The 20586-nt window shown below is 63.8% G+C and carries 13 protein-coding genes and 1 pseudogene; 8 read left to right on the plus strand and 6 right to left on the minus strand.

Going from position 1 to position 20586, the window contains the following annotated elements:
- Positions 1-35 precede the first annotated feature (35 nt).
- Positions 36-1433: an MFS transporter gene (locus tag BXE_RS42960; RefSeq protein WP_237712054.1), complete on the plus strand. Its 1398-nt coding sequence runs from the start codon at positions 36-38 to the stop codon at positions 1431-1433.
- Between the two features lie 728 nt (positions 1434-2161).
- A complete protein-coding gene (locus BXE_RS42965) occupies positions 2162-4456 on the plus strand; it encodes a multicopper oxidase family protein (protein ID WP_011494419.1) in 2295 nt (764 codons plus the stop codon).
- 28 nt (positions 4457-4484) lie between these two features.
- On the opposite strand, the pseudogene BXE_RS47770 reads toward BXE_RS42965, so the two are convergent.
- The 3 genes and pseudogenes from BXE_RS47770 to BXE_RS42975 form a co-directional block, all read right to left on the minus strand.
- Positions 4485-5000, minus strand: a pseudogene (locus BXE_RS47770) (asparaginase domain-containing protein); the annotation flags it as partial.
- Positions 4885-5466 (minus strand): asparaginase domain-containing protein, encoded by a 582-nt coding sequence (locus BXE_RS47775; protein WP_237712055.1) that lies wholly within the window; start codon positions 5464-5466, stop codon positions 4885-4887. The pseudogene BXE_RS47770 and the gene BXE_RS47775, both read right to left, overlap by 116 nt.
- Positions 5463-5735 carry a non-heme iron oxygenase ferredoxin subunit gene (locus BXE_RS42975; protein WP_233518878.1) on the minus strand — a complete coding sequence of 91 codons (273 nt, stop codon included), beginning with the start codon at positions 5733-5735 and terminating at the stop codon, positions 5463-5465. The genes BXE_RS47775 and BXE_RS42975 overlap by 4 nt, the downstream gene beginning before the upstream one ends.
- Before the next feature lie 62 nt (positions 5736-5797).
- On the opposite strand from BXE_RS42975, the gene BXE_RS47780 reads away from it, so the two are divergent.
- The 4 genes from BXE_RS47780 (at position 5798) to BXE_RS42990 (ending at position 7936) form a co-directional block, all read left to right on the plus strand.
- Positions 5798-6322 carry an MFS transporter gene (locus BXE_RS47780; RefSeq protein WP_272942406.1) on the plus strand — a complete coding sequence of 175 codons (525 nt, stop codon included), beginning with the start codon at positions 5798-5800 and terminating at the stop codon, positions 6320-6322.
- Positions 6323-6334: 12 nt separating this feature from the next.
- Positions 6335-6940, plus strand: a complete 606-nt coding sequence (locus BXE_RS48025; RefSeq protein ID WP_233518877.1) for a porin — start codon at positions 6335-6337, stop codon at positions 6938-6940.
- On the plus strand, positions 6843-7238 hold the full coding sequence (locus tag BXE_RS48030; RefSeq protein ID WP_081435660.1) for a porin: 396 nt from the start codon (positions 6843-6845) through the stop codon (positions 7236-7238). Before BXE_RS48025 ends, BXE_RS48030 begins: the two co-directional genes overlap by 98 nt.
- 410 nt (positions 7239-7648) lie before the next feature.
- Positions 7649-7936: a DUF1488 domain-containing protein gene (locus tag BXE_RS42990; protein ID WP_011494420.1), complete on the plus strand. Its 288-nt coding sequence runs from the start codon at positions 7649-7651 to the stop codon at positions 7934-7936.
- Position 7937: 1 nt separating this feature from the next.
- Here BXE_RS42990 and BXE_RS42995 read toward each other — a convergent pair whose 3' ends face one another.
- Positions 7938-8285 (minus strand): hypothetical protein, encoded by a 348-nt coding sequence (locus tag BXE_RS42995; protein WP_040123602.1) that lies wholly within the window; start codon positions 8283-8285, stop codon positions 7938-7940.
- Between BXE_RS42995 and BXE_RS43000 the strand changes: the two genes are divergently transcribed.
- Both BXE_RS43000 and BXE_RS43005 read left to right on the plus strand, forming a co-directional pair.
- Entirely contained in the window at positions 8284-8418 is a 135-nt protein-coding gene (locus BXE_RS43000; RefSeq protein ID WP_040123601.1) for an entericidin A/B family lipoprotein, read from the plus strand. The two genes, BXE_RS42995 and BXE_RS43000, sit on opposite strands and share 2 nt — an antisense overlap.
- A gap of 680 nt (positions 8419-9098) precedes the next feature.
- Positions 9099-17705, plus strand: coding sequence for a GH36-type glycosyl hydrolase domain-containing protein (locus BXE_RS43005; protein WP_011494422.1), 8607 nt, complete (start codon positions 9099-9101; stop codon positions 17703-17705).
- Between the two features lie 410 nt (positions 17706-18115).
- On the opposite strand, the gene BXE_RS43010 is transcribed toward BXE_RS43005, so the two are convergent.
- Positions 18116-19414: an L-fuconate dehydratase gene (locus BXE_RS43010; RefSeq protein ID WP_011494423.1), complete on the minus strand. Its 1299-nt coding sequence runs from the start codon at positions 19412-19414 to the stop codon at positions 18116-18118.
- Positions 19415-19619: 205 nt separating this feature from the next.
- Entirely contained in the window at positions 19620-20561 is a 942-nt protein-coding gene (locus tag BXE_RS43015; RefSeq protein WP_011494424.1) for an ABC transporter substrate-binding protein, read from the minus strand.
- Positions 20562-20586 lie beyond the last annotated feature (25 nt).

Below are 20586 nucleotides of genomic sequence, written 5' to 3' on the forward strand. Positions count from 1 at the left end.
TCAGCCGACACGGTTTATTCCACATGAACATGCCCATGAGCCGCGATCAACGCGGTACTCTCGCCGCCGCAGGACTGGGCTTTGTCGTCGTTTTGCTTGATGTCAGCGTTGTCAACGTTGCGCTCGATGCCTTGCGAGCCCGTTTCGCCACCGACGTGACCGGCCTGCAATGGGTTGTCAATGCATATACGCTAGCGTTTGCGTCGCTACTCCTCACGACAGGCGCTTTAGGCGACCGCTTCGGCGCAAAGCGAATCTTCACCGCAGGATTCGCAGTCTTTACGCTGGCATCGATCGGGTGTGGAATTGCCGACTCATTGCCACTTCTTGTAGCGGCACGCGTCGTACAGGGCATTGGCGCCGCGCTGCTGGTGCCCAATTCACTGGCCATGCTGCGCCAGGCGTTCCCGGATATGCAGCAAAGAAGCCGCGCTGTGGGCTGGTGGGGCGCTGCGGGAGGAATCGCGCTTGCCGCTGGACCGGTTTTGGGCGGCCTCCTGGTAACGCACGTGGGTTGGCGCAGCATTTTCCTGATTAACCTGCCTATCGGCGTCGCGGGCGTGGCACTTACTCTCCGTCACGCTGCAGCGGCCGTATCTACGCATAATCGAAGCATTGATCTTCCGGGCCAACTGGCGGCTATTGTCGCGTTGGTAGCATTGACCGTGTGCCTTACAGAAGCGGCCCGGCTCGGCTGGCGTCACCCTTTGGTCTATGGTGCGCTGCTGCTTTCAGTGGTTGCCACCCTGGCTTTTCTTTGGCTGGAGTCACGAAGCACGGAGCCGATGCTCCCATTGTCGCTGTTTCGAACGGCTACGTTCTCTGTGGCGTCAGTCGCCGGCGTGATCGTGAACTTTGCTTACTACGGTTTGATCTTTGTTTTCAGTCTCTTCTTTCAAATAGAGCAGAACCTGTCAGCTCAATGGACCGGCCTCGCGTTTTTGCCCATGACAGCTGTTCTAATGGGAGTGAATATTCTGGCAGGCCGGCTGCTCAACCGAATCGGTGCAAAGAAACTCATGATTGCCGGCATGGTGATTGCCGCGTCGGGTTATCTGCTTCTGTTGCCGGTCAGCACAAACGGTTCGTACTGGATGCTGGTCCTGCCAATGCTCGTTGCCGCAAGCGGCATTGCCCTGATGGTGCCAACCATGACAAACGTCACACTGTCATCTGTAGATGCCTCCCGCTCCGGTGTCGCGTCGGGAATACTCAACTCAGCGAGGCAGGTCGGCGGCATGTTAGGGGTAGCGGTGTTCGGTTTTTTCGTACGCGATACCAGTCATGATGGATTTATGCAAGGCATGCATCTTTCCATCATGACCGCCGCGGTGCTCCTGTTGTGCGGCAGCGTGATATGCCTGTACGGAATTAGAACGCCGCGGCCCGCGCACGTTGAGACCAATCCCAAGGTTCTGGCCTCTGACAGTTAAGGCCGCAGTCTGCATGCTGTGCAGGCGCGCGGGAATGGCAATGACTTATGTCGACCTGTAAGCGGACACGCTGGAGTTTGAGCTGAACGGCTCCAGTTGGCCGACTCCGGAAGCACAAGGCCAGCGATGCAAGCCGCGGCAGGCGGCTAGACCGAACTTCCATAGTCGCCCCCTTCCCGGCCGTTCACGACCTCACCAGACGTTCGGCCGCTCTGCGGGATTGAACGGCCATTCGTTCCTGGGCGACCAGCGGCGCCTCATCGGCTAAGCGATCTCCGACCTCAGAACCCGTACCGTGCGCCGCCATTGATCAGTCCGCCTAAATCCGCCATTACCCACCTTCTGCTGCCCGAGTGAACGCTGACGGAAGCTGCCGCGATCTCGGGAGCGAGGTACACATCGAGCTGTTGCCGGCAGCGTGGGCCACGCCGCGTCCCGGTTACGTGCGCAACCTTTGCGAACCCGCAAGCCGGCTACCCGGAAGCGGATAGCAAAGATGGCACCGCGGCCTTCCGGTTGACCGCGCTGGCGCCCTCGTCCGATCCCGGGGAAGCGGGCGAAGGCGCCACACTATGTGCGCGCCGGCACGAGGAAACGCGCCAATACTTCGTACTTTATAGACAGCCCTAATTTCGTTACGACGGTTGCCCAATATACTCGCCGGCACGGATGGCGGCCGTCAGCCGCCCGCCCCTTGTCCCCATCCTGCGGCCTGACGGAGGTCGATCATGCGGTCCACTCGATGGTTCGCCGCCGTTGCGGCGTGCGCGGCGTTGTTCTGCTGGCTGCCGGCGCTCGGTCAACAGCCGGGCGACGCGCGCTCGTTCGTCGACCTCGGTCACCCGGCGAACGCCATTCAAGCCGGCACGGCCGGCACCGCCAGCGCGCCGCTGTTCGCGCACCCCGACTGCGGCGCCAGCGTCTACGCGTTCGCCGGCACTACATCGCTGACCCTCAATGTCGGCTATGCCACATACCGGCTCTACAATCCGTCGACAAATGCGTACGACACGCTGAAGATGCGCGCTTACAACGGCTGCCCCATGGGGCCGACGATCAACGTCGCACCAGGCGGCCAGTTCAATGTCCACCTCGCGAACCACCTGCCGCCCGAATCGGCCGCGACGTGCCCGCCGAACCCCGCTCATAACACCCCACATTGCTTCAACACGGTCAACCTGCATACGCACGGCATGCACGTATCGCCGTCGGGGCACTCGGACAACGTCTTCGTGGAGTTGCCGCCCGGCACGTCGTTCGATTACGCCTATCAGATACCGCGCAACCACCCGTCGGGAACGTTCTGGTATCACTCACACGAGCACGGATCGACAGCGATCGACGTCACGAGCGGCATGGAAGGCGTCCTGATCGTGCGCGGCAACCGCACCGCGGCGCAGCGCGCGGCGAACGACGGCATCGCCGACATCGATACGATCCTTCGCGACGGCCAGTTCAACGTGCCGTTTCGCGAGCACGTGTTCCTGTTCCAGCAGATCGAATATGGTTGCTTCGACAATTCCTCGCCAGCAGCGGCGCCGCTCGCGGACCCGACCACATTCGAATGGATATGCCCGCAGGGGACCGTGGGCGAGCTGCGCAACTACACGCACCAGCTTGCGTTCGTTGCCGATCCACGGCCCGGCTACGCCGGCCAGTTCAACACGACGTGGGCGATTTCGGGCCGCTACACGCAGATCAACGGAAAAGTGCAGCCGATCTTCCCCGCCGCGAACGACCGCGTGCCGGCCGGCGAGATCCGGCGTTTGCGGCTCGTGCACGGCGGCAATCGCGACACGATCAACTTCAAGATCGTACGGGCCAACCTTGCCGCGCCTGGCGGCACGAACGGCGTCAATAGCGAAGCCGATCTCGACGCCGTGACGGCGCAGGCAACGGCGCTGTTGGCTGGCAAACGCAGCAAAGCGAGCCAGGCGACGACACTCGACACCCTCTGCAGCGGCGAGCTCGTGAAACAGGTCGAGATCGCCGTGGACGGCATCACGCGCAACGCAATGGTCGAAAAGGACGTCACGACGCTGGATCCCGGCTATCGCAGTGACGTGCTGGTCGCGTTCCCGCGTCCGGGGCTCTACTGCATGCTCGACGAAGCGGCCGAGGCGTCGGCGACGATCAACTATCGGCCGAACGCGGGCAATGTGAAAGACCGGAGGTTACTGGCGTTTGCCCGCGTCGGCCCCGGCACCAACATTCCCGACTACACGCCCGACGGCGACGGTCACTCGAAATACTGGCAATACGTGCGCAATCGTCTGGTCGACGCCAACCCCGACCTGCCCGCCGACGTCCTCGCGGATCTCCGCAAACTCGACACGCACGTCTTCGCGCCGCACCAGCCGATCGAGGGGCCTGTCAACGTGAAGGCACCGACGGTGTTCGACGTGACTGTCTCGGGCGGTGCGCCGCAGTTCACGATCAACGGCGAGACGTACGATCCGTCGCGCGTCGACTACACGGCGACGCTCGGCAGCACAGACGAATGGCGACTGACGGCGGGCCCGGCGGGCGGCCACGTATTCCATATTCACGTGAATCCGTTCGAGATCGTCGATATTCAGAATCCGGGCGGCGTATCGATCTTCGACACGAACGGCGCCTGCACGGCCCAGGAAATTGCCACCGGGGACCTCGAATACTGCACGCTGCATGGGGTGTTTCTCGACACGCTCTACCTCAAACCCGGCTATACGGTCGTGATGCGCACACGCTACGAGGACTTCACCGGCGAGTTCGTCATGCACTGCCACATCCTCGATCATGAAGACTCGGGCATGATGCAAAACGTCGAAATCGTATCGCCGACGACCGCGTTCATCTCGCGGCTGACGTCACCGATCGCGGCGGCCGGCGAGCGCGTCGAATCGTGGGCGAGACGCGCGCTAGGCCGGCAACCCGATGTCGATCTGGCATTGTCGGCCCCCCTCTGCCGTGCGGGAAGCGCGTACGCGCCGCTTCAGCCGCTTCGTCGATCCAGTGCTGAACGGCTTCGGGATCGGTCGTGAAGGTCAATATCAGCATCAGCAGGATTCGCAACCTCGGCGCGGCGAGATCGCTGCCAGCGAGCATCCCGGAGCGCCGCAGGAAGTCCTGCGAAGGCACGACGCCACGTGGTGCGCGGGTCGCCTGTACAACGATCACGCCAGCGCGCGCGGCGTCCGCCAGCCCTTGCATTTCGCCGTTTGCCGGCCTGCCGGGAAGCAGCCCGGCGCTGACCAGTCCCCGGCTGCCCGCAGCGACGAAAGCATCGACGGGCACGCGATCCGCCCCGGCGTAGGACATCACGATATCGACGCGGGGCAGAGACTGCATCGCATCGAGATCCACCGGCAAGCGCGCTCGCGCGGCGGGTGGCAGCCGACGCAGGGTCACCTTGCCCGATGGTTCCACGCGGCCGAGCGGACCGAATTGCGGCGCCTCGAATGCCGCGAGTTCAAAGCTGGCGGCCTTGGTCACATCGCGCGCACTGAAGACGAGATTGTCCGTCACGACGAGCACACCCGCGTGGCGGTTCGAAGCGGCGCTGGCGACGGCCAGCGCGCCGCGCAGATTGGCGGGCACATCGCTGCCCGCCCGTATTGGACGGGCGCTGCGCGCCGGTGACGACGACGGGCACAGGCAGGTCGAGCGTCAGGTCGAGGAACCACGCGGTCTCTTCCAACGTCGCCGTGCCGTGGGTGACGACGAATCCGGTGATATCCGGATCGCGGTTTGCCGTATCGCGGATCAGCCTGGCGAGCGCCAGCCAGTCTGCTGGGGTAATGGCCGTGCTGCCGAGCGCGCGAAACGGGATCGGCACGAGTTCGACCGCAGCGGCTACGTTGCCGAGTTCGCCCAGGTCGTCGAGCAGCTTCTCGATCGGGTGGGTGACGCCGCTTTCGGCGTATTCGACCCAGTCGAACCGGTCGCGTGCATGCATGGCGAAGGTGCCGCCGGTGCCGATCACCGCGATGCGAGGTTTGGCGGCCTGCATGCGAGCATGCAGCGCGTAAGGCCGGGGCGCGGCGAACGTCATGGCCGTGGTTCCGCAGCGATGCCGGTTGCGATAAAGACGTCGCCGCGTTCCACTTTCACGGCATGGCAGCGTGCATCCCGGGTGAGCGGCGCGCATACTGCGCGGCCGGTCCGCACGTCGAACACGCCGGCGTGCAACGGACACTCCACTTCGTGGCCCTCGAACTCGCCTTCGGAGAGCCGCGCATGTCCGTGCGTACAGAGGTCGTCGAGTGCATAGACGTTCCCATCCACGTTGAACAGCGCGAGTTTGCGGCAGTCGACTTCCACGCCGCGACTCGTAGTAGTGCACCGCGAAGCACCACGGCGAATGCTGGAACCAGCCAAGCGATCTGACCGGCCGCAAGCTGTTGCTGATCGGCTGCGTGATGCTGTTTTCGCTGTCGATGCCCGGTGCTGTCCGGGCACCCACGCCAGGCATTTTCGCGCTGGTGTGCGGCATCGGCGGACTCGGACTGGGCGGCGTCATTTCTGTGGCCGCCGCGCTGACCGTCGAGTACTCGCCGCCGCATCGGCGCAACCTGAACTTCGCGCTGATGTATTCGGGCTATCCGTTCGGCGCACTCGTGTCCGCGCTGTCCGGAATGGCCTATATGCACCAGTACGGCTGGCGGGCGGTGGTCGCGATCGGAGCCACGCCGTTGCAGTTCGTGCCGGCACTGCTGATCTGGTTGCCCGAATCGCTGGAATTCCTCGTGGCCAGCGGACATTCGGCGCAAGCAGGCAAGCTGGCTGCGCGCCTCGGCGTTGCCGTGCCGGCACAGGTGGCGAGTCGGGATGAGTCGCGTGCGACGTTTGTGGAGGTGTTTCGCGAAGTGTTTTCGAAGCGCAACGCGTTCGGCACTCTCTGCCTGTAGGCCGCCCAGTCCATGGCGATCATGCTGGTGTACGGACCCGGTACCTGGCTGCCGCAGATCATGCGCAAAAGCGGCTACGAGCTGGGTTCGAGCCTCGGCCTGAGTAGCGACCGGTTCGGTACGCTTACCGCTGGCCGGCAGTACGATCCCGCGTTCGACTATCTGACCCAGTTCGAGTCCGCCGTGGCGGCAACCGGTCTTGGCGTTCATGTCGGCGACAACGACGACGCCTTTGGCAGCTACCGGTACAACAACTCCGGGAAATACCAGACCCCTGTTGTTGGCGGCCTGCGCGGCGAAGCGATGTATGCGATGAGCAACGCGGCGGGAGAATGGGCGCTGAACCGCTCGATGAGCGCAGGGATCGCGTATGATCGGGGCCAGTTGAAATTTGCCGCAATCTATCTCCAGAACGATCTGGCCTGGGGTAGGCGGCAACAGTTCTGGCGCGCTGACCGACGACTATGCGGGTGCACCGTTTCTGCTCTTCCATACGAGCCCATTGAATCCGTCCGTCGGCGTGCAGCGGCAACGAGAATATGGCGCCGGTGTCCAGTATCTGTTTTCGAAAGTCAAGCTGTCGGCCATGGCGACCGACGTGCGCTACGACTACCTTGATCACACGAGCCTGCATCTGGATAACTTCGACGTCAACGCGTCGTGGTTCGTTACGCCGACTCTCGCGCTCTCCACGGGCTATGTGTACACGTCGGGGCGGTACGGCGGCTACAACCTCGCGCCGCACTGGAACATGGTTCAGGCCGGGGTCGACTACTTCCTGTCCAAGCGTACGGACGTCTATCTCTTCGCCGATTATCAGCACGCCCATAGCGCGACGGCTGACGTCTACGTGTATTCGCCGTCGAACAGTGAGAACCAGACGGTCGTAGTGGCAGGGATCCGGCACAAGTTCTGATGCCGGGGATTGCCGTTGCCGTTCTGGTTGGCATGCCTCGCGGGCTCATTCAGACCCGACATGATTTGCCACCGGCGAACTGGTCGGTGAGCATCGCGAGGAGTTGCAGCGGCGCGGACCGCGTAGCGATCGCTGTAGCGGATCAGACCACCTCCAGGACTTCAGGTAAATAAAAACGTCGGCGTCAGCCAAAGGGTATACAGTGGGGGGAACCGGTCGCCGATGCGCGACCTCATGCTTCAGGGGTCAATCATGCGATCACAACTCCAACCTGCTTCGGCTGCAACCGGCCGTGAGAGCGAGTACGCCATCGAACGCAAAACGCGTGCTCATACACTCAATACGGCGGATGCTCTGAGAGCGGAGGAAAGACGCATCAGTTACGCCACGATCGACTCCAGCGCCAGTAAGTGGCGCTACTCGACCCAGCGCGACAAAAGCTGATCACGGTGCTTGATTTTCCCAACCCCAGCCGCAGCTACGATGCCTCCCGACATTGCGTATGCTTCTGGGGGTACGACAATTCGCGCGAAATCACCTTCATGGTCGACGACGCCATGCTCCGAAATTTGCAACCGGGCGTCGGGTCCGACGAGCGGTCGGTGCTAGGTGTATTTGACGAGTTTCGCGAGAAGGTTCTCGAAATCGCCAAGAAGCAGTATGTCGGCGGTCCACAGAATCGGTATTCGATTTCATGAGCTACGGCTCTGCCACAAGAACGCGCCACGCCGCCTGGATTCTGGCGGCCGCCGTCATCGCCCCTGCTTCGTTCTGGAGCAACGCAGCCTGAATCGGCCACTCGTGCTGGCGCCACTTCAACGACAGCTTGCGGGCGCGGCGGCCATGGGTGCCACCGTTCAGGCGCGAAAGCGAGACGAGCGCGTGAATGCGCGTGAATTCGACCCCCGGCAGTTGGCCGAAGTCTCGCCCACGATAAACCTCGTACTGATCCGCGCTGGGTCGGATAGGCACTGCGCCCCACGCATGTTTCGGCTCGCTACCGCTTGCCGTCACCGAAATTCCACAAAAGAGAAAGAAGGACAACATGATGCAATTCATTGCTTTGTTTCTGATCGCCGGTACCGCTCTGCTCGCGGGCTGCAACACCGTTGCGGGCGCGGGCGAGGATATTTCCAGGGGCGGCCAGGCCGTCCATAACACGGCCGAGCAAGCCAAATAACCAACGCTTGTGCTACCGGAATCGAAGTCCGATTCCATCACTCGTCGCGATGAGCTGATTCATCGGCTTCGGCAAATCAGGAGAAACATGTTGGCAAAGAGCGCAATGCGCGGTAATCGCGAGACCAAAAAACCTAAGCAACCCAAAAAGATAGCGTCACCTGCGGCGGGTGCGTCCCCGGCGCTCGCGCCGAAGACCATCGCCGCACGCGAACCGGCCAGGAAGAAGTAGCCGGCCACCGGGGCACGGATCCGTGCCCTCTCTGCTTCACTCTTTCGCAGTGTTCAGCCAGGGACCGCGTCTGCCAGGCAGCGTTCCTGCCTCTCATTCATTGCCGCATCGTTCTGATCGTAGTTCATCCCCGCGTTTCAGCGCGCCGCCAAATGGCGGTCAACGGTTCGCGCATAGGGTGGACTGACGCATTCCGTTACCCGCATCGTTCCGGCGGAGTTTTTTGAACCGCTGGCAGTCCGTACCCGTGGAATCAAGCCACAGTCCGGAGGCTTGCATCCACACGACACGCGTGGTCCGGCCTCCCCGAAGGAAGATCCGATCATGCCCCACCTCAATGAGCTATCCACCGATACAACGACGGCGAACGCCATGCGCGCCGCTCAAGTGACACGCCCCGGCGGCCGGCCCACCGCGTCGAACGCGCCGGCATCGCGGGAAGCGCGCCTGTGAAAACAATCCTTCGATATATCGCGGGACGTCGCTTGCCGTCGCCGCCCTGGACCGACATCGCGCCGGTGCGCGAAGAGCTGTTCGGCGTCGAACGGATCGAGCAGCATGCGGAGAGCCTCGCCGCCGCGCAGCCGGTCACGAAGACTCCACCCGCCGTGTTATCGCTGCACACGCGACTGAACGACAATGCCGCCGTCCTGCTCGCGGCCTACCGTGCGAGCGCCGCGGAACTGGAGAGTGGCCGGGGCGTGGTGCCCGCCGCGGAATGGCTGCTCGACAACTATCATCTCGTCGAGACGCAGATCCGCGAGATTCGTGACGACTTGCCGCCCGGCTATTACCGTCAGTTGCCCAAGCTTGCCGCCGGCCCGTTCGCGGGCTATCCGCGCGTGTTTGGTCTTGCGTGGGCATTCGTTGCCCATACCGACAGCCACTTCGACCCGCAGATCCTGCGGCGTTTCATCAGCGCATATCAGCGGGTTCAGCCGCTGACGATCGGCGAATTGTGGGCCGTGGCGATCACGCTGCGCATCGTGCTGATCGAAAACCTGCGACGCCTGGCTGACCAGATCACCGCAGGCCGCAGCGCCCGCGCCGACGCTGACGCACTCACCGAGCGTCTGCTCGAATCGGGCGGTGCCCGCTCCGCGCTCGAAGCGGACATTGCCACGCGCTCGACAGACCTGTTGTCGGAGCTATTCGCCGCGCAGCTCGCCAAACGGCTGCGTGACCGGGATCCGTGCACCATGCCGGCGCTGGGTTGGCTGGAAGAGCGGCTCAGGCTTCAGGGTGCGTCCATCGAGCAGGTCGTGCAGCACGCACAGCAGCGGCAGGGCGCATCGAACGTCACCGTGCGCAATGTGATCACCAGCATGCGGCTGATTTCGGACATCGACTGGGCGGAACTGTTCGAGGAAGTGAGTCTCGTCGACGCCCGGTTGCGCGCGGGCAGCCGCTTTGCCACGATGGATTTTCCGACGCGCAATCTGTATCGCAGTGCAATCGAGCAACTGGCGCGCGGCTCGTCGTTCACCGAACTCGAAGTCGCGGGGCTGGCGCTGGAATCGGCGCGGGCGGCCGCCCAGGCATCGGGCGATGCCGCGCAGGCGGAACGCGCCGGCGACCCCGGCTATCATCTGATCGCCGAAGGCCGGCAGGCACTGGAACAGGCGATCGGATTCCGTCCGCCGGCGCGTCTGCGGATCACCCGCTTCAACGTCCAGCTCGGCATTGGTGGTTACGTCGGCACCATCCTGGCGGTCGCCGCGACGTTGCTGGCGCTCGTGTTGTGGGCAATGTGGATACTCGCGCCGAGCGGCCTCGCGCCGCTGGTATTCGCACTCTTTGCCGCGTGCGGATTTCTGCCCGTCACCGAGATCGCGACCGCGCTCGTCAATCGCGCGGTGACATGGAGCTTTGGCGCAATCACGTTACCGGGTCTTGAACTGACTGCCGGCGTACCGTCGTCGTTGCGCACACTGGTTGCCGTGCCGACGCTCCTGACGAGCGAAGCCGATCTGCGCGAGCAGATCGAACGGCTTGAGGTGCATCATCTCGCGGGCGCCGGTGGCGACCTGTCCTTCGCGTTGCTGGCGGACGGGCTCGATGCGAATCAGGAAGTGCTGCCGAGCGATGCGCATCTGCTCGCCGTGGCGGCCGACGCCATCGAAGCACTGAACCGCCGTTACGAGCCAAGCCCGGGCGGCAACCGCTTCCTGCTGCTACATCGCCGCCGCGTGTTCAACGCGAGTGAGAACCGATGGATGGGCTGGGAACGCAAGCGCGGCAAGCTGCATGAACTCAACCGCCTGCTGCGGGGTGCGACGGATACGACCTTTATGCCGATCGCCGGCCGCGCGCCGCAGGTACCGTCCGACGTGCGCTACGTCATCACGCTCGACGCCGATACCCGTCTGCCACGCGACGCCGCGCTGCGGCTGATCGGCAAGATGGCGCATCCGCTGAACCGGCCGACATTCAGCGACGCCGAACAGCGCGTCGTCAACGGATACGCGATTCTGCAGCCGCGTGTCACACCGTCGCTGCCCGTCGGCCAGGAAGGGTCACTGCATCAGCGCGTCTTCTCCGGCCCTGGGGGAATGGACCCGTATGCGGCAGCCGTGTCCGATGTCTATCAGGACCTGTTCGGCGAAGGGTCGTATACCGGCAAGGGCATCTACGATGTCGATGCGTTTGAAGCGGCTTTACATGGACGCGTACCGGAAAACGCGCTGCTCAGTCACGACCTGTTCGAAGGGATTTTTGCGCGCGCCGGGCTGGCGTCGGACGTCGAAGTGGTCGAGGAAGTGCCGTCGCGTTACGACGTGATCGGCAAGCGGCAGCATCGCTGGACGCGTGGCGACTGGCAATTGCTGCCGTGGATCGTCGGGCATCGTGGCTCGGACCGGCACGCGATGCCGTCGATCGGCCGCTTCAAGATGCTCGACAATTTGCGCCGTTCGCTGCTCGCGCCCTTCATGGTCGCCGCGCTTGGCCTATGCTGGCTGATGCCGCTCCGCGCCGGGATTGCAGGCGCGCTGCTGGTGCTAGGCGCGCTCGCGATTCCGGCTTTCCTGCCGACCCTGTTCGCCATCCTGCCGCGTCGCAGTGGCGTCCGTCTGCGCAATCATCTGGACGTGCTGGCCGCGGACGTGCGGCTCGCCGCCATGCAAACTTTTCTGTCGACCGCGTTCCTCGCTGACCACGCGTGGCGCATGGGCGATGCGATCGTCCGGACGCTGACACGGCTGTTCGTGACGCATCGTCGGCTGCTCGAATGGACGACGGCGGCGCAGTCGACAGGCAGCCCTCGCCTCGATCTGCGTGGCTTTTATCGACAGATGGCGGGCAGTGTCGCGCTCTGCGTTGTATTGACGGCGGGCGCAATCGCGCTCGCACCGTCGCACTGGCCGCTCGTGCTGCCGTTCGCGCTGCTCTGGCTCGCCGCGCCCACGTTCGCGCTGTGGTCGAGCCGTTCGCCAACCGTCGCGCGACGCTTCACGATGACGGACCCGGACACGCGCAGTCTTCGCCTCATCGCGCGACGCACGTGGCGTTTCTTCGAGACGTTCGTGACAGCGGCAGAAAACATGCTGCCCCCCGACAACTTCCAGGAAGATCCGGCGCCGGTCGTCGCGCACCGCACGTCGCCGACCAACCTCGGGCTCTATCTGCTATCGGCGATTGCCGCGCGCGATTTCGGCTGGGCGGCGACGACGCAAACCGTCGAACGGCTCGAAGCAACGTTCGCTTCGATGCATAAGCTCGCGCGCTTCAAGGGGCATTTCTATAACTGGTATGGGACACTCGATCTCCAGGTGCTGGCGCCGGCCTATGTTTCGTCGGTCGATAGCGGCAATCTGGCCGGTCATCTGATCGCCGTCGCCAATGCGTGCGAAGAGTGGCAGCACGATCTGCTCGCGCCGGCCGCGCGGTCCGGAATGGTGGACAACCTGCAGCTCGCACGCGCCGCCATCGACGCGTTGCCCGCCGCAGGCGGCGAACGCGGCACGCACCTGGTGGGAATCCTGGAGGAGATCCGCGCGCAGTTGCATGGCCCGCAAACGCTCGACGCGCTATCGCCGTTGCTCATGCGCCTGACGGAAAAGGCCGGCAAGGCCACGCGCGAACTGGTGCCGGCTGGCGGCGACGCCAGCAGCGCCGACCTGATGTTCTGGGTCGACGCGTTGAGCAAAAGTCTCGTCGAACACGCTCGCGACCGGCAACAATTTGCCGAGGCGCCCAGTCTTCTGCAGGCCCGTTTGAAGTCGCTCGCCGATACGTCGCGAGCGCTGGCGCTCGACATGGACTTCGCGTTCCTGCTCGATCCGGAACGCAAGCTGCTATCGATCGGCTATTCACAAGCCGACAACAGCCTCGACCTGAACTGCTACGACCTGCTCGCCTCGGAAGCGCGCCTTGCGAGCCTGTTCGCCATCGCCAAGGGCGACGTGACGACGCGCCACTGGTTCCGCCTCGGTCGCGCCGCCACGCCGGTCGGCAAGGGTTCGGCGCTGATCTCATGGTCGGGGTCGATGTTCGAATACCTGATGCCCTCGCTAGTCATGCGCGCGCCGGCCGGCAGTCTGCTCGAGCAGACGAACCGTCTGGTGGTGGAACGGCAAGTGTCGTATGGGCGTTCGCTGGGTATTCCGTGGGGCATTTCGGAATCGGCGTACAACGCGCGCGACATCGAATTCACCTACCAGTATTCGAATTTCGGCGTGCCGGGTCTCGGTCTGAAGCGCGGGCTTTCAGAGAACCGCGTGATCGCGCCGTATGCGACGGGGCTCGCCGCGATGGTCAACCCGCAGGCCGCGCTGGAGAACTATGGGCAACTCGCCGCGCTGGGCGCGCTGGGTCGCTACGGTTTCTACGAAGCACTCGATTTCACCCGCTCGCGGTTACCGGACAACGCGGACGTGGCAATCGTGCGCAACTTCATGGCGCATCATCAGGGTATGACGATCGTGTCGATCGCGAACACGTTGCTCGATGCGCGGATGCGTGCGCGCTTCCATCGCGAACCCATGATTCAGGCGAGCGAACTGTTGTTGCAGGAACGCATGCCGCGCAATGTCGCGGTTGGGCATCCCCGTGCGGAAGAAGTGAATACGGCGGCAGCCGTCTCAGGTGCCGCCCCGTCGACGGTACGACGCCTAGCTGCGTCGGCTGTGGCCGGTGCCGCGCCGGTGACGCACTTGCTGTCGAATGGGCACTACGCGGTCATGCTGACGGCGACCGGCGCCGGTTACAGCCGTTGGCGCGATCTCGCCGTGACGCGGTGGCGCGAAGACGCGACCCGCGACGACTGGGGCTCCTTCATCTTCCTGCGCGATACGCAAAGCGGCCACGCGTGGTCGGCCGGTGCGCAGCCCGTGGGCAGCGAAGCCGACTATGAGGAGGTTGTATTCGGCGAGGACCATGCGGAGTTCATCCGTCGTGACGGCTCGTTGACCACGACGATGGACGTGCTGGTTTCCGGCGAGGCGGACGGTGAAGTGCGGCGCGTGTCGTTGGCGAACAGCGGACGCCGCGCACGCGAGATTGAACTGACGTCGTATGCCGAAATCGTGCTCGCGACGCCGGCCTCCGACAACGCCCACCCGGCCTTCTCGCGAATGTTCGTCCAGACCGAGCACGTCGCCGAATTCGGCGCGCTGCTGGCTACGCGCCGTCCGCGTTCGCACGATGAAAAGCAGGTGTGGGCCGCGCATTTCGCGGTGGTCGACGGCGAGATCATCGCCGACCCGCAATACGAATCGGATCGCGCGCGCTTTCTCGGGCGCGGGCGCAGCGCCGGCACGGCGGCGGCGATCTTCGACGATCAGCCGCTGACCAATACCGCGGGTACCGTACTCGATCCGGTCTTTGCGCTCAGGTATCGCGTGCTGGTGCCGCCGGGCAAGGTCGCACGCGTGACGTTCTGGACCGTGGTGGCCGAGTCGCGAGCGCTGTTGCTCGACCTGGTCGACCAGCACCATGACCGCAATGCGTTCGATCGCGCCAAAACACTCGCCTGGACGCAGGCTCAGGTGCAGTTGCGCCATCTCGATGTCGAAGCCGAAGAGGCAGCGGATTTTCAGCGCCTCGCCGCGCCCGTCATTTACGCCGATGCGCGTTTCCGGGCGCAGTCGGACACGATCGTTCGCGGGGCCGGCGTGCAGTCGGGACTCTGGCCGCACGCGATTTCCGGCGACCTGCCGATTGTGCTACTGCGGATAGACGAGGTCGAAGACATCGCGCAGGTCCGGCAGTTGTTAAGGGCCCACGAGTACTGGCGGATGAAGCGGCTGGACGTCGATCTCGTCATCATCAACGAACGCGCTTCGTCGTATATCCAGGAATTGCAGGGCGCGATAGAAACAGCCGTGCGCAGCAGCCAGTCGCGGCCGCGTTTCGGCGAAGAACTCGCGCATGGGGCCGTCTTTACGCTGCGCGCCGAATTGATGAGCATGGAGGCGCGCGCGTTGCTGCAATCAGTCGCGCGGGTCGCGTTGATCGCGCGTCGCGGCTCGATCGCCGACCAGCTCGCCCGGTTGCCTCAATCTCAGGGTCAGCCCTCCGCGTTGCGCCGGCAGAAGCCGCCGATGTCGTCGCCATGGCCCGCGCCGCCTCATCTGCCTCGCGAGCTTTCGTCAGTGCCGTCGAGTCTCGAGTTCTTCAACGGTCTGGGCGGCTTCGGTAAAAACGGGCGGGAATACGTGACTGTTCTCACGGCGGGTGCGACGACACCTGCACCATGGATCAACGTGATCGCGAACCCCGACTTCGGCTTTCAGGTCGCAGCGGAAGGCAGCGGTTACACGTGGGCCGAAAACAGCCGCGAGAATCAGCTCACGCCATGGTCGAACGATCCGGTCGAGGACCCAGCCGGTGAGGCCATCTATGTGCGCGACGAAATCACGGGCGAGGTATGGGGCGCAACCGCGCAGCCGATCCGCGATGGCGGGATCTATGTCGCACGTCATGGGCACGGCTATAGCCGCTTCGAACACGACGCGAACGGCATCGCACTCGACTTGCTGCAATACGTGCCGCTCGCCGACCCGCTGAAAATTTCCCGGCTGACGTTGCGCAATCTGTCCGCGAGACCGCGCCGGCTGTCGGTGACGGCGTGGACGGAATGGGTGCTCGGCACCTCGCGCGGCGCATCCGGTCCTTTCATCGTGACGGAGATCGACTCCGCGACCGGCGCGATGCTGGCGCGCAATCCGTGGAGCATGGGGTTCGCCGGGCGCGTCGCGTTCGCCGATCTTGGCGGCCGGCAGACCGCGTGGACGGCGGATCGCACGGAATTTCTCGGCCGTAACGGCCGCGGCGCGGCACCCGCCGCGCTGAGCGGCAATGCACGTCTGTCCGGCGCGACCGGCGCGGGCCTTGATCCCTGCGCGGCATTGCAGGACGTGATTGAGCTGGGCGTGGGCGAAATCGTCGAAGTGGTGTCGTTCGTCGGCCAATGCGCGTCCGCCGAACAGGCGCGCGCGCTGATCGAACGCTATCGCAAGGCTGATCTTGACGCCGTTCTCGCCGAGGTGACGAGCCACTGGCGCAACGTGCTCGGCGCCATCCAGGTGAAAACGCCCGACCGCGCGATGGACCTGATGCTGAACGGCTGGCTGCTGTATCAAACGCTCGCGTGCCGTATCTGGGCGCGCTCGGCGTTCTATCAGGCGAGTGGCGCCTACGGGTTCCGTGACCAGTTGCAGGATGGCATGGCGTTGACGCATGTGCGGCCGGACGAGACGCGTCGGCATTTGCTGCGCGCCGCGGCGCGACAGTTTGTGGAAGGCGATTTCCAGCATTGGTGGTTGCCGCAAACGGGCCAGGGCGTGCGCACGAGAATTTCCGATGACCGCGTGTGGCTCGCGTTCGCGACGGCGACTTATGTCCGCTGTGCGGGCGACGTCGCGATTCTCGACGAGATCGTACCGTTCCTCGACGGACCGCTGCTGCGGCCTGGCGAGCACGATGCTTTCTTTCAGCCGATGGTCGCGGATGAATCGGCATCGTTGTTCGAACACTGCGCGCGCGGCCTGGATCAATGCATCGAACTGACCGGCGCGCACGGGTTGCCGCTGATCGGTACCGGCGACTGGAACGACGGGATGAACGGGGTCGGCGCAGGCGGCAACGGAGAGAGCGTATGGCTCGGCTGGCTGCTGTTGCGGACCGTTGAGCTGTTCGCACCGCTGGCTGAATTGCGCGATCCGGCTGCGGTGGCGCGTGCTGCACGCTGGCGCGCTCATGCGGCCTCGTTGCGCGAATCGCTGGAGCGTGACGCATGGGACGGCCAATGGTATCGCCGCGCGACGTTCGACGACGGCAGGTGGCTTGGCTCGAACGACAGTGACGAGTGCCAGATCGATTCAATCGCGCAGTCGTGGGCGGTGTTGTCCGGCGCGGCGGATCCAGCGCACGCGGCGCTGGCAATGGCCTCGCTGGAAAAGCACCTGATCCGTCACGACGACGCGCTCGCTTTGCTGTTCACGCCTCCGTTCGATAAGACCTCGCACGATCCGGGTTATATCAAGGGTTATCCGCCGGGGCTGCGTGAAAACGGCGGCCAGTATAGTCACGCAGCGATGTGGGCGGTGCTCGCGTTGACGGGATTGGGCGAGGGCAACAAGGCCGCCGCGTTGTTTTCACTGCTTAATCCCATCAATCATGCGCGCACACCGCTGGAAGTCGACCGCTACAAAGTCGAGCCCTATGTCGTTGCCGCCGACGTTTATTCCGTGGCGCCGCATGCCGGTCGCGGTGGCTGGACCTGGTACACGGGATCCGCGGGATGGATGTACCGGGCGGGTGTCGAGGGCATTCTTGGGGTTTGTCGCGAGGGGGATTTTCTGGTGGTCGATCCTTGTATTCCGGACACGTGGCCGGGGTTTGAAGCCACCGTGACGATGCATTCGACGCGCTATGAGGTGCGCGTCGAATCGGCTGACGGGGGCGACGCGATGCGTGTGATGCTCGACGGCGCGAGTCTCGAATGCGGCGATGAACGGGTGCGCGTGCCGCTTGATGGCGGCTCGCATAAGCTGCTGATTTCGCGTTGCTTCGGCGTGAGTGAAGATATGAACTCCAACGCGCAAGTCGCGTGATGAATCACGCATCGGTCATCGGGAGTAAAGCATCAGGCTTCAGCTGCTCGCGCACGCTGGAGCCTGCTTCCGCCGACTGTCGGGCCGCCGTCACGGTGCTCAGGTCGGCCATCTCCAGTCGCGAGGCGGCCTATGACGCGATGCGCAAAGCTGCCGCGCAAGCGATCGCAATGGCACTGCGAAGTCAGCCCGCACCACGGCATTCCGCGTAGGCCCGCCAGGCGCTACGGGGTCATTCCGCCGTTTTCAAGGCTGCGCAGTCTCGACCCCATGATTCCAGACCGGCAGCGCTCGCATGAGTCGGAGATTCGCTTACGTGTCGAACTGAACAGCGGTATGAGTGCGCGCGCCTGTCCCGTTCATCGGACAGGCGTGGCGCGACCTCGGCGCACGGCCTTGTGGATGGCCGTTCAGGGCCGCCAGGCCGCGCCCTCCGGAAAGTCATACTGATCGAGCGACGCCGCATGCATTTCGATGCTGTAGCCGGGACGTTCAGGCGGCATGTAACGCCCGTTGCGGATCACCACAGGATCGACGAAATGCTCATGCAGATGATCCACGTACTCGAGCACCCGGTTTTCCAGCGATGCCGACACGCAGATATAGTCGAAAAGCGAAATATGCTGGACGTACTCGCATAAGCCGACGCCACCCGCGTGTGGACACACAGGCACGCCGAATTTCGCCGCCATCAGCAGCACGACGATCACTTCGTTCAGACCGCCCAGGCGGCAGCTATCTACCTGGCAGAAGTCGATTGCATGCGCTTGCAGCAACTGCTTGAACATCACACGGTTGTGACAGTGCTCGCCCGTCGCGACGCCGATCGGCTGAAGCCGCTGGCGGATGGCCGCATGCCCGAGAATGTCGTCGGGGCTGGTGGGTTCCTCGATCCACCACGGATCGAACTGCGCGAGGCGCCGCATGTTCGCGATCGCTTCGTCGACATCCCACACCTGGTTTGCATCCATCATCAGCTTCCGGTCTTCGCCGATTTCTTCACGCAGGATGCGGGCCCGGCGCACATCTTCTTCGAGATTGCCGCCCACTTTCTGCTTGAAATGCGTCCAGCCCTGCGCGACGCCTTCACGGGCGAGCCGGCGGATCTTGTCGTCGTCATAGCCGAGCCAGCCGGCCGACGTCGTGTAGGCCGGATAGCCGTGCGCGCGCATTTCCTTCTCGCGCTCGCCGCGGGTCTTCGCATGGCGATGCAGCATCGCGATGGCTTCGTGCGGCGTGATCGCGTCGGTCACATAGCGGAAATCGACGCAACGCACCAGCTCTTCCGGGCTCATGTCGACGAGCAGCTTCCACACCGGCTTGCCTTCAGCTTTTGCCCAGAGATCCCAGGTCGCGTTCACCACAGCCGCGGTCGCCAGATGAATCGCGCCCTTGTCCGGGCCGATCCAGCGCAACTGGCTGTCGGATGTCAGCGCGCGCCAGAACGCGCCCATGTCAGCAGCAATATCCTCGAGCGTTTTGCCCACGATCAGCGGAGCAAGCGCCTGCACCGCGCTCACGCAGATCTCGTTGCCGCGCCCGATCGTGAAGGTGAGGCCGTGGCCGGTGAGCGCCTGAGGCGAATCCGTCTCGAGCGTCACGTAGGCCGCGGAGTAGTCCGGCGCGGCGTTCATCGCGTCGGAACCGTCGAGTGAACGCGAGGTCGGAAACCGGATGTCCCGGACAGACAGCCTGGTGATTGTCGTCATCTGAACACGCTCCTGGGCGACAGCTATCGACTTCCGCCTATGAGCCCTATGAGCCCTATTGCAGCCTGTACGGCCTCTGAGCGAAGGCGGAACGGAAGGGTACGTTGCAAACTCAACTTACGGCCTTTCTCGCCGCGATGCGACGGACAAAAGCCAGGGAAGAGCGATGCGTCCTTCCCCGCTTGTCGCGCCTTGATGGCAATCGTCAATCGTAGAGCACGGCGGCGATCCTGGGATCGCTCATATTGTTCTTGTCGTACCAGAAGAAGCCCGTGTCGATTTTCGCCGGCAACTTCTCGCCTTTGAGTGCCTTCACCGCGGAGTCCACCACGCACTTGCCGATGCCGACCGGATTCTGTGTGATGGCGCCCAGCATCAGACCCGACGTGATGTCCGTCTTTTGCTCCTTGCCGGAGTCGAAGCCGATCAGCACGAGCTTCTTGCCCGATTCCTTGACACCGATCGCCGCGCCTTCCGCCGAGCCTTCATTGGCGCCAAAAATGCCCTTGAGATTGGGATTGGCCTGGATCATCGTCTTGGCGATCTCCGCCGACTTCAAATGGTCGCCGCCGCCGTACTGTACGGAAACGATCCTGATGTTGGGATGCTTCGCCTTCATCTGATTCAGGAAACCGTCACGGCGATCGACGCCGGTGCGGCTGGTCTGGTCGTGCACGATCACCGCGACTTCACCGGCATTGCCGATCGCCTCGGCCATCTTGTCGGCGGCGAGCGCGGCCGCGGCAAGATTGTCCGTCGCGCAGGTGGTCAGCGGAATGTCGCTGTCGACGCCGGAATCGAAGGCGATAACCGGTATTTTCGAGGACTGCGCCCTTTTCAGAAGCGGAATGGCCGCCTTGCTGTCGAGCGCGGCAATGCCGAGCGCCTGGGGCTTCTTGGCGAGCGCGGCCGACAGCATGTCGATCTGTTTGTCGACCATGGCCTCGGTTTCCGGGCCCTCGAATGTGATCCTGACGTTGTGCTCCCTGGCCGATTGCTCGGCGCCGGCTTTGACGGCCTGCCAGAACTGGTGCTGGAAGCCTTTCGAAATGAGCGGAATATAAACGTCATCCGCATGCGCAAGATTCGCTCCGCCAATGAGCGCGCTCAAGCCGACCACGACACCGGATATTCTTCGATTCAACATGGAATTTCTCCTCCTGGGGTGGACC

It is taken from the genome of Paraburkholderia xenovorans LB400 (genome assembly GCF_000013645.1).
Classification (GTDB): domain Bacteria; phylum Pseudomonadota; class Gammaproteobacteria; order Burkholderiales; family Burkholderiaceae; genus Paraburkholderia; species Paraburkholderia xenovorans.

What these genes read in the sequence shown, in the direction of transcription:
- BXE_RS42960 (WP_237712054.1), top strand. Translation starts at nt 36, where the DNA reads ATGAGCCGCGATCAACGCGGTACTCTCGCCGCCGCAGGACTGGGCTTT.
- BXE_RS42965 (WP_011494419.1), top strand. Translation starts at nt 2,162, where the DNA reads ATGCGGTCCACTCGATGGTTCGCCGCCGTTGCGGCGTGCGCGGCGTTG.
- BXE_RS47775 (WP_237712055.1), bottom strand. Translation starts at nt 5,466, where the DNA reads ATGACGTTCGCCGCGCCCCGGCCTTACGCGCTGCATGCTCGCATGCAG.
- BXE_RS48025 (WP_233518877.1), top strand. Translation starts at nt 6,335, where the DNA reads ATGGCGATCATGCTGGTGTACGGACCCGGTACCTGGCTGCCGCAGATC.
- BXE_RS43000 (WP_040123601.1), top strand. Translation starts at nt 8,284, where the DNA reads ATGATGCAATTCATTGCTTTGTTTCTGATCGCCGGTACCGCTCTGCTC.
- BXE_RS42995 (WP_040123602.1), bottom strand. Translation starts at nt 8,285, where the DNA reads ATGTTGTCCTTCTTTCTCTTTTGTGGAATTTCGGTGACGGCAAGCGGT.
- BXE_RS43010 (WP_011494423.1), bottom strand. Translation starts at nt 19,414, where the DNA reads ATGACGACAATCACCAGGCTGTCTGTCCGGGACATCCGGTTTCCGACC.
- BXE_RS43015 (WP_011494424.1), bottom strand. Translation starts at nt 20,561, where the DNA reads ATGTTGAATCGAAGAATATCCGGTGTCGTGGTCGGCTTGAGCGCGCTC.